The sequence below is a fragment of the Pseudomonas sp. TYF_14 genome, from assembly GCF_043105275.1.
Taxonomy (GTDB): Bacteria; Pseudomonadota; Gammaproteobacteria; order Pseudomonadales; family Pseudomonadaceae; genus Aquipseudomonas; species Aquipseudomonas alloputida.
Genome location: NZ_JBICLK010000097.1, coordinates 14,643 through 31,120 on the forward strand (window position 1 = coordinate 14,643; position 16,478 = coordinate 31,120).

Below are 16,478 nucleotides of genomic sequence, written 5' to 3' on the forward strand. Positions count from 1 at the left end.
TGCGGTTTCGCTGTATGTGTGTCCGCCACCAATCTGTGTAGGAGCGGGTTTACCCGCGAATACGGTGGCGGCAACAACGGTGAACGCCTGGTGGAAATTGGCCAGCAGGCCCGGCCCTTTCGCGGGTGAACCCGCTCCTACAGCCGACAAACCTGAGCAAGAACGCTATTGTGGCAATTGCACCCGCGGTTTGGTCGCGGCAAAGATCGCCCAGCTGGAAACGAACAGCGCCGCGATCAATGGGCCGATCACGAAGCCGTTGAGGCCGAACACCGCCAGCCCGCCAAGGGTCGACACCAGGATCAGGTAGTCCGGCATGCGCGTATCCTTGCCCACCAGGATTGGCCGCAACACATTATCCACCAGGCCGATCACCAGCACCCCGAACGCGGTAAGCACCACCCCTTGCAGTATCGCCCCGGTCAGCAGGAAATACGCCGCCACCGGCGCCCAGATGATGCCCGCGCCCACCGCCGGCAGCAGCGACAGAAACGCCATCAGCACCGCCCACACCAACGCACTCGGGATATCCAGCACCCAGAAAATAAAACCTCCCAACGCACCTTGGGTAATGGCCACCAGCACGTTGCCTTTCACCGTCGCCCTCACCACACGATTGAACTTCAACTGCAAACGACGCTTCTGGTGCTCGGGCAGCGGGACGGCCATCCGCACCCGGCGCGCAACTTCCGGGCCATCACGCAGGAAAAAGAACAGCAGGTACATCATGATGCCGAAACTGATCAGAAACTCGAATGTGCCCTGGCCAAAGCTGAACGCCTGGCTGGCCAATACCTGGCTACCCTGGGTTGCCCACTTGGTGATCTTGTCACGCAACCCGTCAAGGTTACCCATGCCCATATTGTCCAGCCCACGCTGGGCGAATGCCGGGAGCATGTCCTTGCCGCGCTCGACGTAACCGGCAATGTCCAGCTGACCGCTTTCGATGCGCTGGTACAGCGTGGCGCCCTCTTGCACCAGCAGGGCGCTGATGATGATCACCGGCAGGATCGCCACAAGCAGGCACACCAGCGTGGACGTGGCCGCGGCAAGGTTACGCCGCCGCCCGCAGCGGATCAGCAAGTGACGCTGCAGCGGGGCGAACAGGATGCCGAGGATCACCGCCCAGAAGATTGCGCCGTAGTACGGCAGAAGAATCCAGAAGAAGGCAATGGTCACCAACGCCAAGAGTACTGCCAAGGCCTTGTTCTGTAGCGCGGTTTCGTTCATCGCAGTTCCTCAAATGGCTTATGAGTGATTAGTGCACCGCGCCTGGACAAAAGTGCCGTGCTCACTTGACGCAAATCAATACGCACCTTGTCCATCGACCCTAGCATCCCCGCCTTTTGCCCCGGTGCGCACATGAACCCTACTGCCAAGCCCGAACTGCTGGCCCCCGCCGGCACCCTCAAGACCATGCGCTACGCGTTTGCCTACGGCGCCGATGCGGTCTACGCCGGCCAGCCGCGTTACAGCTTGCGGGTGCGCAACAACGAGTTCGATCATGCCAACCTGGCACTGGGGATCGAGGAGGCGCACGCCTTGGGCAAGCGCTTCTACGTGGTGGTCAACATCGCCCCGCACAATGCCAAGCTCAAGACCTTCCTCAAGGACCTGGCACCCGTGATCGAGATGGCGCCGGACGCGCTGATCATGTCCGACCCCGGCCTGATCATGCTGGTGCGCCAGCACTTCCCACAGATGCCGGTGCACCTGTCGGTGCAGGCCAACACCGTCAACTGGGCCAGCGTGCAGTTCTGGCAGCAACTTGGCCTGAGCCGGGTGATCCTGTCGCGGGAGCTGTCGCTGGACGAAATCGAGGAAATCCGCCAGCAGGTGCCGGGCATGGAACTGGAAGTGTTCGTGCACGGCGCCCTGTGCATGGCCTATTCCGGCCGTTGCCTGCTGTCGGGCTACCTCAACAAGCGTGACGCCAACCAGGGCACCTGCACCAATGCCTGCCGCTGGAAGTACGACGCCACGCCGGCCACCGAGAACGCCACCGGTGACATTGTGCGCCATGTTCAACCCACCCTGGGCCTGGGTGCCCCCACCGACCAAGTGTTCCTGCTGCAGGAAAGCAACCGCCCCGGCACTGAAATGCCGGCGTTCGAGGATGAACACGGCACCTACATCATGAATGCCAAGGACCTGCGCGCCATCCAGCACGTCGAGCGCCTGGCCTTGATGGGCGTGCATTCGCTGAAGATCGAGGGCCGCACCAAATCGCACTTCTACTGTGCCCGCGCGGTACAGTCGTATCGCCAGGCGATCGACGACGCGGTGGCCGGGCGACCATTCGACCGCGCCCTGATGGGCAACCTCGAATCCCTGGCGCAACGCGGTTACACCGAAGGTTTCCTGCGCCGCCACGTGCACGACGAGTACCAGAACTACCAGCGCGGCAACTCGGTGTCCGAGCGCCAGCAATTCGTAGGCGAACTGACTGGCGTGCGCGTCGACGGCCTGGCCGAGGTCAAGGTGAAGAACCGCTTCGCCGTGGGCGACCATCTGGAGCTGATGACCCCGCGCGGTAACTACCACTTCGACCTGCACCGCCTGTGCAACCGCCAGCAGCACGCCATCGAGGTCGCACCGGGCGATGGCCATGTGGTGTATCTGCCGATCCCGGAACAGGTTGCCCTCGACTACGGCCTGCTGATGCGCGACCTGCGCATCGACGAAGCAGCAAACTGACAGCACTGTAATGTGCACCTCAGCTACCTGACAGCAGGCGGCAGCGAACATCGTGGCTCTTCCGCATGAGGCCACGCCATGTTGCGCAACCCCTCCCGCCGTACGTTTGTCAAAGGCCTGGGCGCCGCCAGCACGCTGGCGGGCCTGGGTCTGTGGCGCCCGCTGGTCCAGGCCGCTGAAGGCCGAGACCTGGCCGGCCAGCATTTCGAGCTGTTCATTGGCCAGACTCCGGTCAACATCACAGGCCGACCGCGTACCGCACTGACCGTCAACAACAGCCTGCCCGGCCCACTGCTGCGCTGGCGCGAAGGTGACACCGTGACGTTGCGCGTGCGCAACCGACTGGCGCAGGACACTTCGATCCACTGGCACGGCATCATCCTGCCGGCCAACATGGACGGCGTGCCTGGCCTGAGCTTCGCTGGCATCGAGCCCGGAGGCGACTACCTGTACCAGTTCACCCTGCGCCAGAGCGGCACCTACTGGTACCACAGCCATTCGGGGCTACAGGAGCAAGCCGGGGTATACGGGGCGATCGTGATCGAGCCACGCGAGCCCGAAACGCACCGCTACCAGCGCGACCATGTGCTGCTGTTCAGCGACTGGTCAGACCAGGCACCGGAACACCTGATGGCGACGCTGAAGACGCAGTCCGACGCGTACAACTTCCACAAGCGCACGGTTGGCGACTTCATCGATGACGTGGCCGAAAACGGCTGGAGCGCCACCGTCGCCGAACGCACGGCCTGGGCGCGCATGCGCATGAGCCCAACCGACCTCGCCGATATCAGCGCCGCCACCTACACCTACCTGCTCAACGGCCAACCACCACAAGGCAACTTCACCTGCCTGTTCCAGCCAGGCGAAACCGTGCGCCTGCGGCTGATCAATGCCTCAGCCATGACCTACTTCGACTTCCGCATCCCCGGGCTGAAGCTGACGGTGATCGCCGCCGACGGCTTGCCGGTAACCCCTGTGAGCGTGGATGAACTGCGCATTGCCGTGGCAGAGACCTACGACGTGCTGGTGACCGTGGGTGACCAACCCGCCTACACCCTGTTCGCCCAGAGCATGGACCGCACCGGCTTTGCCCGCGGTACCCTGGCCCGTGCGGCCGGGCTGCAGGCGCCGGTGCCTGCCCCCGACCCGCGCCCGGTGCTGAGCATGGAAGACATGGGCCACGGCGGCATGGATGCCATGGCGGGCATGGACCACAGAAATCCGCAGGGCATGAACCACGGCAGCATGGCCGGTATGGACCACGCCGCCATGTCGGCCATGCAGCAACACCCGATCAGTGAAACCGACAACCCGCTGGTGGACATGCAGACCATGGCACCGCGCCCCAACCTGGCCGATCCTGGCATAGGCCTGCGTGACAATGGTCGCCGCGTGCTGACCTACGCCGACCTGCGCAGCCCCTACCCCGACCCGGACGGTCGCCCGCCATCGCGTGACATCGAGCTGCACCTGACCGGCCATATGGAGCGCTTCGCCTGGTCGTTCGACGGCATCAAGTTCAGCGACGCCGAACCGCTGCGGCTGACCTACGGTGAGCGCGTGCGCATCACCCTGGTCAACGACACCATGATGACCCACCCCATCCACCTGCACGGCATGTGGAGCGACCTGGAAGACGAGCATGGCCAGTTCCTGGTGCGCAAGCACACCGTCGATATCCCGCCCGGCAGCCGACGCACCTACCGGGTGACCGCCGACGCGCTGGGCCGCTGGGCCTACCACTGCCACTTGCTCTACCACATGGAGACCGGCATGCTCCGCGAGGTACGCGTCGATGAATGACACCCGCAACCGCAGCTTCGTGGCAGGCGTGGCGCTGCTGACCTTGCTCGCCAGTGAACGGGCGATGGCCGCTGGTTCCGAACACACGAACCACGGCCAGATGGGCCATCAGGCCATGCCCATGAACCATGAAAGCATGGGCCACGACCAGCCTTCCCCCAGCCAACCTCGCACGCCCCTGCCTGTCATCACCGACGCCGACCGCCGCGCCGCCTTCCCGCCATTGCCAGGGCACCAGGCGCATGACCGGGCGCTGAACTGGACAGTGATCGTGGACAAGCTCGAATACCAGAACTTCGAGAGCAGCAGTGCCCTGAACTGGAACGCCACCGCTTGGGTCGGTGGCGATATCGACCGCTTGTGGCTGCGCACCGAAGGCGAACGCGAACAGGGCAAGACCCACAAGGCCGAGCTACAGGCGCTGTGGGGCCATGCCGTGAGCCCGTGGTGGGAACTGGTGGCCGGTGCACGCCAGGACTTCAAGCCTGCCAGTGGCCAAACCTGGGCCGCCTTCGGCATCCAGGGCACACCGCTGTACGGCCTGGAGCTGCAAGCCACCGCCTATGCAGGCGAGCGGCAACAGACGGCGCTGCGCCTGGAAGCCGCTTACGCTATGCTGCTGACCAACCGCTGGATACTGGAGCCGACCCTGGAGGCCAACCTCTACGGGCGCAACGACGCCGGGCGCGAACAAGGTGCGGGGCTGGCCGACAGCGAGGTGGGCCTGCGCCTGCGCTACGAAATCACGCGCGGCTTCGCCCCCTACGTCGGGCTCAGTTTCAACCGCCTGCACGGCTCGCGTGCCAACCAGGCCCGAGAAGACGGCGAAGATCTGGGCCAGACCCGCCTGGTCGCCGGTATCCGCCTGCGTTTTTAAAGGAGTGCTTCACCATGCTGCGCAAACACCTGCTGACCCTGAGCCTGCTGGCCGTCACCGGCCTGGCCCAGGCCGCCGAGACCATCGACGTCTACCGCGACCCCAACTGCGGCTGCTGCAAGGCCTGGATCAGCCACCTGCGTGACAATGGTTTTACCGTCAACGACCACGTCGAGCCAAACATGAGCGCCGTCAAGCAACGCCTCGGCGTGGCGCCACGCCTTGCGTCGTGCCACACCGGGGTGATCGGCGGCAAGTTCGTCGAAGGCCACGTGCCGGCCGAGCAGGTGCGCCTGCTGGCCAAACGCAACGACCTCAAGGGCCTGGCGGTGCCGGGCATGCCCATGGGCTCGCCCGGCATGGAGATGGGTGACCACAAGGATGCCTACCAGGTCATCGGGGTGACCCAGGATGGCCAGGACACCGTGGTCGCCAACTACTGATGCTCAGCCTAGGGGCGCTGTTTCTCAGCGCCTTTGGTGCCGCCACCCTGCTACCGCTGCAATCGGAGGCTGTGCTGGTCGGCCTGTTGCTGCGCCAGCCCGAGGCCTGGGCGACCCTGCTGTTGGTAGCCACCCTGGGCAACGTGCTCGGCTCGGTGGTCAACTGGCTGCTGGGCCGGGCCATCGAGCACCTGCGCGACAAGCGCTGGTTCCCTTTCAGCGCTGCCCAACTGGCGCGTGCGCAGCAGCGCTACCAACGCTGGGGGCAATGGTCGCTGCTGCTCAGCTGGATGCCGGTGATCGGCGACCCGCTTACGCTGATCGCCGGGATAATGCGTGAGCCATTCTGGCGCTTCCTGTTGCTGGTGACCCTGGCCAAGGCTGGCCGCTATGCGGTGCTTGCGATGATTACCCTGGGCTGGTTTCACGCCTGGTAACACCTTTCAGGTTTCGCGTGGTCCACTGCCTGTTACAGTCGCCCCATTCAACCCGGCCCTACACGGAGTGCCCCCATGCTGCGCGCAACCGCCCTTGCCCTGGCCTGCCTTGCCAGCAGTTCGGCCATCGCTGCCGAGTCGCCTACCTACGGCCCCCAGCTCGAAGGCTTCAGCTACCCGCACCCCCTCAAGCATTTCGACTTCAAGTCCCAGGGCCAGGCCCTGCAGATGGGCTACATGGACGTGCCCGCCCAAGGCCAGGCCAACGGCCACAACGTGGTGCTGATGCACGGCAAGAACTTCTGCGCCGCCACCTGGGAAACCACCATCGACGCCCTGAGCAAGGCCGGCTACCGGGTCATCGCGCCCGACCAGGTCGGCTTCTGTACGTCGAGCAAACCGGCGCATTACCAGTACAGCTTTCAACAACTGGCCGACAACACCCATGCCCTGCTCGAACAGCTGGGTGTGAAGCAAACCATTGTGCTCGGCCACTCCACCGGCGGCATGCTCGCCACCCGCTATGCGCTGATGTACCCCCAGCAGGTGGAACGCCTGGCAATGGTCAACCCGATCGGTCTGGAAGACTGGAAAGCCCTGGGGGTGCCCTACCGCACCGTGGACCAGTGGTATGCCCGCGAACTCAAACTGGATGCCGAAGGCGTACGTGCATATGAACGCAAAACCTATTACGCCGGGCGCTGGAAGCCTGAGTACGAACGCTGGGTGCAGATGCTGGTGGGCTTGAACAAAGGGCCGGGGCATGAAGCGGTGGCGTGGAACTCGGCGCTGATCTACGACATGATCTTCACCCAGCCGGTGTACCACGAATTCAAGCACCTGCAGATGCCGACCCTGCTGCTGATCGGCGACAAGGACACCACGGCCATCGGCAGCGATATCGCGCCGCCGGAGGTAAAGGCCAGGTTGGGCAACTATGCAGAACTGGGGCCGCAGGTGGCCAAGCTGATACCCAAAGGTGAGCTGATCACGTTCGAAGGCATGGGGCACGCGCCGCAAATCGAGGAACCGGTGCGGTTCAATCGCACCCTGGTCGAATGGCTGGGCAAGTGAGCCAAGGATTGGCCCCTGTGGCAGCGTACGCTTTTGTACTTTGCACAAGACCGCTGCTGCCACAGGGTGCCATTACACTTTCCAGACCTGCTCTTCCGTCCAGCCCAGCTCGGCAAAGTCGCCCGCCCGCAACTCGGCCTCTTCCTCGCAGAAAAACTCATCCAGCTGTGGTGGCCTGACCGCTGTATCACTGAGCATCGCGTGCACCTGCCCACGGTGATGCACCTGATGTTCGAACAGATGCGCCAGCAAACGCAGCCGCTGCTCGCGCTGCACCCGATCGGGCCGAACGACGCTCACATAGCGGCCAAGGTCGCCATCACTCAGCCCCCGGCAGTAGGCGATCAAACGGTGGTCAGCCTGGGCCTGCTCGGCATGCAGGTCGGTGCAGGTGGCAAACGGCTGTTCCGGGTCGAAAAAGCGTTCGCCGTCGGCATCGGGCTGCTCGCCGCGCTGCTCGCACTCGAGCATATGCAGGTAGAACCAATCCACCGTCAGCAAATGGTTGAGGGTGGCCTTGATCGACGGGAAGAAGCTGCAACGCGGGGCGACGAACTCGTCCTGGGTCAGTTGCAGGCAGGCCTTGTACAGGCGGTGATTGGCCCAGCCATTGTTATAGGCCTGGGTCAGCAGATAATGCGATAACGGCTGCATGGTCGGCTCCTTTTCAGGCGAAGCGTTGCAGTTGCATCTCCCGTAGCCGGCTCAGGGTGCGCTGGTACGGGAACGCCAGATACCCTTGAGTGTAGAGGGCATCGAGCGGCACCTGTGCCTCCAGGTACAACGCCACCCGGCGGTCATAGCATTCGTCGACCAGGGCAATGAAGCGGCGAACCGCATCGTCCTTGGGCGACAGCGCAGGCAGTTCACGGTCGCCCGCCACTACCCTCGCCGCGCCATCTTCGGTGCCACGGGCAATACGCCCCGCCCGCTGCTCCCCGCCCAGCGCCGGAATGCCGGATACCAGAATCGAGGGAAAACGGTCGCACAAGGCCATGAACTCCATGGCCGCCAAGGGTTGATCGCACAGATCGGTGAAACGGCACCAGATAGCCTGCTCACTGCGCCGCACGACGTGAATGTGCCTTGAGCCAATACCCAAGGGCTGATCAGTGCCGGCATCTTCCGGGCTGAGCTGGCGAAACACCTCGCCCAACTGGCTGGCCTGCCCCGCCTCGGCTACCCAATAGCGCTGCCGCGCCTCACCGGGGTGCAGGCGGTGATCCTGCTCGCCTGCTACCGGCAATACCTGCATGTGACGACCAATGGCGGCGATGGCTGGCAGGAACCGCTCGCGGTTGAAGCCATCGCGGTAGAGTTGCTCGGGTGGCTGGTTGGAGGTGGCGACGATCACCACGCCCTGATCGAACAATACCTGGAACAAGCGGCCGAGGATGATCGCATCACCGATGTCGCTGACGAACAATTCATCGAAGCACAGCACGCGGATCTGCCGCGCCAGCTCCCCCGCCAGGGCGAGCAGCGGGTCGGCGGTGCCGTTGAGCTGAAACAGGCGTTGATGCACCCAGGCCATGAAGTGATGAAAGTGCTGGCGCCGGCTCGGTATGCGCAGACACTGGTGGAACTGGTCCATCAGCCAGGTCTTGCCGCGCCCGACCGGGCCCCAGAGGTAGAGGCCCTGGGTGGGGCGGCCCTGCTCAAGGGACTGGAAGCAGGCTTGCAAGGCCTCGACGACGCGGGCCTGGGCAGGGTCAGCAACGTAGCCCCGAGTGCTCAGGGCTTGCTGGTAGAGGGTTTGGGGGTCGAGGGCCATGCCGCATTCTACCCGACTGTCACCCTCGGTGCAGGCGCGCGTCAGTCGGCCAGGCCGACCTTGAGTAGCGCGCCATCCTTGTCATCGGTCAGTACATACAGGTAACCATCTGGCCCCACCCGCACATCACGGATACGCGCCTTCAGGTCACCGAGCAACCGCTCTTCGTGCACCACCTTGTCGCCATCCAGTTGCAAGCGGATCAATTCCTGCGTGGCCAGCGCCCCTATGAACAGATTGTGGTCCCAGGCCTTGAACGTTGGGCTGTCGTAGAAAGCCATACCGCTGATACCCGGTGACTTTTCCCATACATGGTGCGGGTCGACCATGCCGTCCACATGCTCGCCCTTGGCCTCGGGGATGGACAGCAACGAGTAGTTGATGCCGTGGGTCGCAATCGGCCAACCATAATTCTTGCCAGGCTTTGGGATGTTGATTTCATCCCCTCCGCGCGGGCCGTGTTCGTGGGTCCATAGTTGGCCGGTCCAGGGGTTGAGCGCGGCGCCTTGCTGATTACGGTGGCCGTACGACCAGATCTCCGGGCGCACGTTGTCCTTGCCGACGAAGGGGTTGTCTTTGGGCACTTCGCCGTCCGGCAGAATACGCACGACCTTGCCTTGCAACTTGTCCAGGTCCTGGGCAGTGGGACGTTGGTTGTTCTCGCCCAGGGCGATGAACAGGTAGCCGTCGCGGTCGAACACCAGCCGCGAGCCGAAGTGGTTACCCACCGACAGCTTGGGCTGCTGGCGGAAGATCACGGTGAAATTCTCCAGCCGGGCGCGGTCTTCGGACAGCTGCCCGCGGCCGACTGCAGTACCGGCCTTGCCGTCACTGCCCTCCTCGGCGTAGGACAGGTAGACGGTGCGGTCCTTGCCGAACTCCGGTGACAGCGCCACATCCAGCAAGCCGCCCTGGCCTTCGGCCCAGACCTTCGGTACACCGCTGATCGACGGGCCAACCTTGCCTTCGGCATTGACCAGCCGCAGGTTGCCGGCGCGCTCGGTCACCAGCATGTCCTTGCCACCGGGCAGGAAGGCCAGGGCCCAGGGGTTGCGCAGGCCATCGGCAAGCGTGTCGACGATCAAGGTGCCTTCTTCGCTGGGGAACCGCTGTTCGGCCGCTGCATGCGCCCACAGTGGCAGTAGCGCAGCGGCGGTCAGGGTGGCTAGCCAGTGTGCTCGAAGCATGCCGGATTCCTTTCAAGTGGGCTTAAGGCGCACGTGGGTTGTCGCGCGGTGGCCGGGTGGGTTCCAGGTTCGGTGTTTGCTGCTGACGACGCAGGTTGTCGCCGTTATCGATGCCGCGGTTGTCCAGGGTGGGTGGGCGCTGGTACGGGTCGGTGGACGGGCCACGTACCGGTGGCGCAGCCGGCATGCTGCCTTGACGGCTGTTGGGGTTGGCCCGCTGGATCGGGCTGTTGTAAGGGTTGTTGTTGCCGGCAGCACGTTGCACGGGCTGCTGCGCAGCCGCGTGCGCGGGCAGGCACAAGGCCAGGCCGAGGGCCAGGATGGGCAATGTCGGGGTCATGCTTCACCTCCTGTACGAAAATGCCGCGCCTGGTGGGTTTGATAGCCTAAGGCGCGAGGGGTTCGCGGCAAAAGTGTGAATGCGGGTGGAGATGATTCCTGATGTTTCAGTATGGGCCTCGGAGGGCTGCTTTGCAGCCATTCGCGGGCGCGCCCGCTCCACGGTCACCCACAGATTTCTGGCCCTGTGAGACACGTGTGGGAGCGGGCTTGCCCGCGAATGGCCGCAAAATCTACTGGCCGTTGTCCACCTTGTGCCGCGCCGCATACAGGCACAGCATCTCCATGGCCAGGGTTGCCCCGGCCAACGCGGTGATATCGGCATGGTCATAGGCTGGCGCCACTTCCACCAAGTCCATGCCTACCAGGTTGATGCCACGCAGCCCACCCAGAATCTCCAGCGCCTGCACCGTGCTCAGCCCGCCACACACCGGCGTTCCGGTACCGGGCGCGTAGGCCGGATCGAGGCAGTCGATGTCGAAGGTCAAGTACACCGGCCGCTCGCCCACCCGCTGGCGAATCGCTGCAATCACCGCCTCTGTGCCCTGGCGGTGCACTTGCCTGGCGTCGAGAATGGCAAAGCCCTGGCTGTCGTCATTGGTCGTGCGCAGGCCAATCTGCACCGAGTGGGCGGGGTCAACCAGGCCTTCGCGGGCGGCATGCCAGAACATGGTGCCGTGGTCGATGCGCTTGCCCGCCTCGTCCGGCCAGGTGTCACTGTGCGCATCGAAATGGATCAGCGCCAGCGGGCCATGGCGGCGGGCGTGAGCCTCGAGCAGCGGGTAGCTGATGAAGTGGTCGCCACCAAGGGTCAGCATGGCGCAACCCGCCTGCAGAATGTGCTCGGCATGGGCCTCGATGCTGTCCGGTACCGACTGCGGCGTGCCGCTGTCGAAGGGACAGTCGCCATAGTCGATGACCGCCAGGTGGTCGAACGGGTCGAACGCCCACGGCCAATGGCGGGCCCAGGCCTGCTGGACCGAGGCCGCGCGGATCGCCCGCGGGCCGAAGCGCGCGCCGGGGCGGTTACTGGTGGCCGTGTCGAACGGCACACCGCTGACCACCACATCCACACCGCGCAAGTCGCGGCTGTAGCGGCGGCGGGAGAAACTGACAACACCGGCGTAGGTGCTTTCTGCGGCGGTACCATACAGGCTATCGCGGGTCATGGCCTGGTCATTGCTTGCGGCTTGGTCCACGGTCGGGCTCCTAGATTGTCATGGGCTACTGCCGGCTGCGGAAGGCGGTCCACAGACGGTTGCGTTGGCGCAGGTCGGCCAAGGCCATGCTGCGGTCGGCATACAGGCGCTGACGCACCTCGGCCGACGGATAGATATCCGGGTCGTTGCGCACCGCTTCGTCCACCAGCGGCGTGGCAGCCTGGTTGGCATTGGCGAAGAACAGCGTGTTGGTCAGCGCTGCCACCGACTCTGGCTTGAGCATGAAGGCGATGAACGCCCGTGCGGCCTCGGGGTGCGGGGCGTCCTTGGGGATGACCAGGTTGTCCTGCCATACCAGCGTGCCTTCGCGGGGGATGCGGTAGATCACCTCGAACGGCTTGCCGGCACGCCGGGCCTGGTCGGCGGCCATCGCGGCATCACCGTTGTAGGTCAATGCCAGGCACACGCTGCCATTGGCCAGGTCGTTGATCTGCCGGCCGTTGGCAACGTAGCTGATCGACGGCTGCAGCTGGCTGAGCAGGTTCTGCGCGGCAGCCAGGTCATCCTTGTTCTGGCTGTAAGGGTCCTTGCCCAGGTAGTTCAGGGCTACGCCGATCACCTCCTGGGGCGAGTCAGGCAAAGCGATGCCGCAACCCTTCAGGCGGGTGGCGTACTCGGGCTTGAACAACAGGTCGAGGCTGTCCAGCGGTACATCGCCAAGGCGCTGGCGTACTGCCTCCACATTTACCCCCAGGCCCAGCGTGCCCCAGGTGTACGGCACAGCATGGCGGTTGCCGGGGTCAACCTCGGCCAGTTTGCCCAGCAGGTCCTTGTCGAGGTTGCCATAACCAGGCATGGCCTGAGCGTCCAGCGGTTGCAGGGCATTGGCCTTGAGCGCTCGGGCCAGCACGGTGGATGACGGCACCACCACGTCGTAGCCGCTACCACCGGTCAACAGCTTGGTTTCCAGCACTTCGGGGGTGTCAAAGGTGTCGTACCGCACCTTGTAGCCCGTTTCCTGTTCGAAGCGCTGCAGGGTTTGCGGGGCGACGTAATCGGCCCAGCTATAGAGGTTGACGACCTTTTCTTCGGCCTGCAGCGGCAGGGCCAGAACCAGAGACAAAAGGCACAACGATCGACGCATGGCGGACACCTCGGTAAATGGGTGGATGCCGCGAGCATGCCAGCCGGGTTACATTGCACCAATGGCAAGTTTGCAAAGCTGACATTCATCAGGAGCAATGTAATGCTTGGACAAGTGCACGACCCCGACCTGCACCTGCTGCGGCTGTTCGTCACTGTAGTCGAGGCGGGTGGCTTCAGCGCCGCTCAAGGCGTGCTGGGCCTGAGCCAGCCCACCATCAGCCAGCGCATGGCGCAACTGGAGGCACGCTTGGGTTACCGCCTGTGCAGCCGTGGCAAGGGTGGTTTTCGCCTGACGGAAAAAGGTGAATTGCTATTGGAGGCGGCGCGTGGGCTACTGCTGAACATCGAGCAGTTTCGCCAGCAGGTCAACGGCGTTGCCGGGCGGCTGCTGGGGACTGTGCGCATAGGCATGGCGGAAAATCAGGACAAGGCGGTGAGCCTGAAACTGGCGGCGGCCATTGCGGCATTTCGCAGGCGAGAGGAATCGGTGCAACTGGAGCTTGTCAGTGCACCGCCGGCGGAGCTGGAACGGCTGTTGCTGGAACAGCGGCTGGACTATGCCATCAGCTATTTTTCCGGCAACCAGGCGGCCTTTGATTACCAGCCCTTGTTCGCGGAACGACAGCGGCTGTATTGCGGCAGGGGGCATGTGCTGTACGGCGAAACGGATGTTGGGCTTGAGCGGTTGCTGGACATGGACCAGGTGCGCCATCCGTACCGTTTTCTCAAAGGGGGCGAACCGTTCCAGAGCAGACGCAGCACGGCAGTGGCGGAGCAGATCGAAAGCGTGCTGACGTTCATTCTGTCTGGGCAGCATATTGGCTACTTGCCATGCCATTGTGCACAGGCCTGGGAGGCCGAGGGGCTGTTATGGGCGCTGGACCCTGAGCTTGATTTTGCGGTGCCGTTCACCCTGGCCCGGCACCGGGCACAGGGGGTTGGCGAGGCAGCCCATGTATTTGCGCAGGATTTGCTGGCGGCGTTTGCCTGAACCGGCCCGTTCAGGCCACCACAATCAGTAAGCCATGCTCCAGCTCAGCGTGTAGGTACGCCCACGCCCCTGGTAGTCATACAGATACGCCGGCCCGTAGGTCGGCGAATAGAACAACGTCGCACGCTGTCCCCATACCGTGCTGTACTGCTTGTCCAGCAGGTTCTGGATACCGGCACTGAAGGTGCCGAAACCGGTGTCCTGGCTGCCCAGCAGGTCGAAGGTGGTGTAGCCGTCAATCTCGTGATCGGCATCGTCCTTCAGGCTGAAGGCATGGTTGGCCTGCAAGCGTGCACTGCGGCCATCGCCCTTCCAGCCGACGAACGCAGTGGCCTTGGACAACGAGGCATAACGGGCATCGCGCTTGATCCAGCCGCCGTCCTCGGCCTCTTCCTCGGAGCGTGTCATGTGCAATGTGCCGCCAGCTTCCCAGCCGGTCTGGAAGTGCCGGGTCAGTGCACCTTCAAAGCCGAAGTCGCGGCTTTTCTGCTCTTCCACGTCGATGGTCAGCGTTTGCGAATCGACGTTGATGATCTTGTCCGACCAGATGTAGTACAGCGCTGCCTGCGCATCCCAATCCAGGTCGGCATAGCGCCAGCCCAATTCCACCTGGCGGCTCTTGATACCGGCCAACGGGTTATCGGCCACGCTCAGGCCCGGCTTGCCGTAGTACTTGGCCGGGTCAGGCAGGTCGAAGCCTTCGCCATAGTTGCTCCACACCTGGTGGCCGTTCTTGAAGTCGTAGATGGCACCGACGTTGAACAGGTTGACCTGATAGTCGTTACTGCCACCTGGCACACCCTTGAAGTCGCTGACATCCACGTCCATCTGCTGCCGCCGGGCACCACCGGACAATGTCAGGTTGTCGGTGGCATGCCAGTCCAGCTGGGCATACACCGACACACCATCCACCCGGTAGCTGGGGTAGCGGTCGGCCTTGCTGTCTTTTTCCAGCTCCAGGCCACCCGACTCGGACGAGGTCTGGGCGTTGAAGGTGGTCTGCTCGGCGTTGAAGCGCTCGCGGTCCAGGTCAACGCCGTAGGTCAGCTTCAGCGTATCCCACTGTTTGGCAAACAGGCCCTTGAGGCTGGTGACTTCGAAGTTCTGCTGCGAGGCGGCAAAGTACACCCCGCGCGAGCCGGTGGGCGTGGCACGGTTGTAGTACGGGAACGGGTAGAAGTTGTCGTCTTCCTTGCGGTACGAAGCCTGCAGGTAGAAGTCCTGGCCCAGCACGTCGGTGTGGTGGTAATTGGCGTTGAGCAGCAAGCGCCGCGTACGCGGCTCCAGGTCCGATGAATAACCGCTGCGCAGTTCGGCGTCTTCCAGGTCGGATGGCGCGTTGTAGTTCAGGTTGGGGAAGTAGATACCCGTGCTGCCGTGGTTGCCCGAGTCGTAGTACTGGGCCAACAGGTCGAGGCTCTGCTGGTCGTTCAGTTGCAGGCCCAAGGTACCGAGTACGTCGATGGTGCGATTGTACTGCAGGTCGGTCTGGGTGTTGTCGATGAAGATCTGGTCGCCAGCACCATCGTAGAAGGCTTCGTTCTGCTCACCGGAAACGCCCAACCGGGCATTGACCCGCTCGTTACCACCGCTGACGGACTGGGCGAAGCGGGTGGCCAGGTCGTCGCTGTTGTTGAAACCGCTGCTGGCCCCCAACTGGGTTTCGAAGCGCGCCGGGCCAGGCTCGCCCTTCTTGGTCACGATGTTGATGATGCCGCCGGTGGCGCCACCGCCGTAGATGGCGCTGGCGCCAGACAGCACTTCGACGCGCTCGACGTTGAACGGCGAAATGCTGTCGAACTGGCGCGACAGGCCGCGGGAGCTGTTCTGGCTGACCCCGTCGATCATCACCAGCACGTTGCGCCCACGCATGTTCTGGCCGTAATTGGTGCGCCCTTCCGGCGCCAGGTCAAGGCCCGGCACCAGCTTGCCGATGGCTTCCTTCAGGCTGACGCCGCTGTCGATCTGCTCGCGCAATTGCTGCTGGTCCACTACCCAGACGGTCCCGGGGATTTCGCTGATGGCGGTGCTGGTGCGCGAGGCTACGCTGACTTCGATCGGCTTGAGGTTGACCGCCTGCGGCGCGGCCTCGGCCTTGCGCAGGGTGACGGTGCGAGCCTCGCTGAACTGCCAGCTCATGCCGCTGCCGGCCAGCAACTGCTGCAGGGCCTGCTCGACACTGTAGTTGCCCTGCAACGCCGGGCTGACCTGGCCGGCGACATCGCCTGTGGTGTACAGCAGGTGCAGGCCGGCCTGGTCGGCGAAGGTGGTCAGCGCCTGGTCCAGCGGTTGGGCTGGCAGGTCGAGCTGGACCTGGCGAGCCTGCATCTGGGTCTGTTCGGCAGTCGTCGCGGCCCCTGCGTGCAGGGGGCCGAGCAGCAGGGCCACGGCACTGCAAGACATCAAGGCATGGTGAAAAGAACCGCGACGGCGGTGCAAGGGCTTGAGCATCAGAGGCACGAATGAGCTTCCTGACAAGTCGTAAATGAGAATGGGTTGCTGATCAGTCTCACTACGACGATCTGGCTTGCAGGAACTTGCAGTGCCAAA

General features: G+C 63.9%; 15 protein-coding genes. 7 read left to right on the top strand and 8 right to left on the bottom strand.

Going from position 1 to position 16,478, the window contains the following annotated elements; all coding sequences use genetic code 11:
- Positions 1–165: 165 nt before the first annotated feature.
- Positions 166–1,230 carry an AI-2E family transporter gene (locus tag ACF8O8_RS27050; protein ID WP_010953190.1) on the bottom strand — a complete coding sequence of 355 codons (1,065 nt, stop codon included), beginning with the start codon at positions 1,228–1,230 and terminating at the stop codon, positions 166–168.
- 132 nt (positions 1,231–1,362) lie between these two features.
- On the opposite strand from ACF8O8_RS27050, the gene yegQ reads away from it, so the two are divergent.
- The 6 genes from yegQ to ACF8O8_RS27080 all read left to right on the top strand — a co-directional run bounded on the left by yegQ (position 1,363) and on the right by ACF8O8_RS27080 (position 7,331).
- Entirely contained in the window at positions 1,363–2,697 is a 1,335-nt protein-coding gene (gene yegQ / locus ACF8O8_RS27055) for a tRNA 5-hydroxyuridine modification protein YegQ (RefSeq protein ID WP_392510857.1), read from the top strand.
- Between the two features lie 81 nt (positions 2,698–2,778).
- Positions 2,779–4,500, top strand: a complete 1,722-nt coding sequence (locus ACF8O8_RS27060; RefSeq protein ID WP_370688773.1) for a copper resistance system multicopper oxidase — start codon at positions 2,779–2,781, stop codon at positions 4,498–4,500.
- On the top strand, positions 4,493–5,377 hold the full coding sequence (locus tag ACF8O8_RS27065; RefSeq protein WP_392510858.1) for a copper resistance protein B: 885 nt from the start codon (positions 4,493–4,495) through the stop codon (positions 5,375–5,377). Before ACF8O8_RS27060 ends, ACF8O8_RS27065 begins: the two co-directional genes overlap by 8 nt.
- A gap of 14 nt (positions 5,378–5,391) precedes the next feature.
- Positions 5,392–5,820, top strand: a complete 429-nt coding sequence (locus ACF8O8_RS27070) for a DUF411 domain-containing protein (RefSeq protein ID WP_010953186.1) — start codon at positions 5,392–5,394, stop codon at positions 5,818–5,820.
- Positions 5,820–6,257: a YqaA family protein gene (locus tag ACF8O8_RS27075; RefSeq protein WP_010953185.1), complete on the top strand. Its 438-nt coding sequence runs from the start codon at positions 5,820–5,822 to the stop codon at positions 6,255–6,257. The genes ACF8O8_RS27070 and ACF8O8_RS27075 overlap by 1 nt, the downstream gene beginning before the upstream one ends.
- Positions 6,258–6,332: 75 nt before the next feature.
- Complete coding sequence (locus ACF8O8_RS27080; RefSeq protein WP_392510860.1) at positions 6,333–7,331, top strand: alpha/beta fold hydrolase; 999 nt, start codon at positions 6,333–6,335, stop codon at positions 7,329–7,331.
- A 72-nt stretch (positions 7,332–7,403) separates the two neighbouring features.
- Here ACF8O8_RS27080 and ACF8O8_RS27085 read toward each other — a convergent pair whose 3' ends face one another.
- The 6 genes from ACF8O8_RS27085 to ACF8O8_RS27110 form a co-directional block, all read right to left on the bottom strand.
- Positions 7,404–7,985: a DinB family protein gene (locus ACF8O8_RS27085; RefSeq protein WP_010953183.1), complete on the bottom strand. Its 582-nt coding sequence runs from the start codon at positions 7,983–7,985 to the stop codon at positions 7,404–7,406.
- A gap of 13 nt (positions 7,986–7,998) precedes the next feature.
- The gene (gene zapE / locus ACF8O8_RS27090) at positions 7,999–9,105 is read right to left on the bottom strand and encodes a cell division protein ZapE (protein WP_010953182.1); all 1,107 of its coding nucleotides are present in this window, start codon (positions 9,103–9,105) and stop codon (positions 7,999–8,001) included.
- 41 nt (positions 9,106–9,146) lie between these two features.
- Positions 9,147–10,292, bottom strand: coding sequence for a PQQ-dependent sugar dehydrogenase (locus ACF8O8_RS27095; RefSeq protein ID WP_392510861.1), 1,146 nt, complete (start codon positions 10,290–10,292; stop codon positions 9,147–9,149).
- A 22-nt stretch (positions 10,293–10,314) separates the two neighbouring features.
- Positions 10,315–10,632 carry a hypothetical protein gene (locus ACF8O8_RS27100; protein ID WP_392510863.1) on the bottom strand — a complete coding sequence of 106 codons (318 nt, stop codon included), beginning with the start codon at positions 10,630–10,632 and terminating at the stop codon, positions 10,315–10,317.
- A 232-nt stretch (positions 10,633–10,864) separates the two neighbouring features.
- Positions 10,865–11,830, bottom strand: coding sequence for an agmatinase (gene speB / locus ACF8O8_RS27105; RefSeq protein WP_392510864.1), 966 nt, complete (start codon positions 11,828–11,830; stop codon positions 10,865–10,867).
- Between the two features lie 25 nt (positions 11,831–11,855).
- On the bottom strand, positions 11,856–12,935 hold the full coding sequence (locus ACF8O8_RS27110; RefSeq protein WP_064491662.1) for an extracellular solute-binding protein: 1,080 nt from the start codon (positions 12,933–12,935) through the stop codon (positions 11,856–11,858).
- Positions 12,936–13,037: 102 nt separating this feature from the next.
- On the opposite strand from ACF8O8_RS27110, the gene ACF8O8_RS27115 reads away from it, so the two are divergent.
- Positions 13,038–13,928, top strand: a complete 891-nt coding sequence (locus ACF8O8_RS27115; protein ID WP_392510866.1) for a LysR family transcriptional regulator — start codon at positions 13,038–13,040, stop codon at positions 13,926–13,928.
- 24 nt (positions 13,929–13,952) lie between these two features.
- On the opposite strand, the gene ACF8O8_RS27120 is transcribed toward ACF8O8_RS27115, so the two are convergent.
- Positions 13,953–16,379 carry a TonB-dependent receptor gene (locus ACF8O8_RS27120; RefSeq protein WP_392510926.1) on the bottom strand — a complete coding sequence of 809 codons (2,427 nt, stop codon included), beginning with the start codon at positions 16,377–16,379 and terminating at the stop codon, positions 13,953–13,955.
- Positions 16,380–16,478 lie beyond the last annotated feature (99 nt).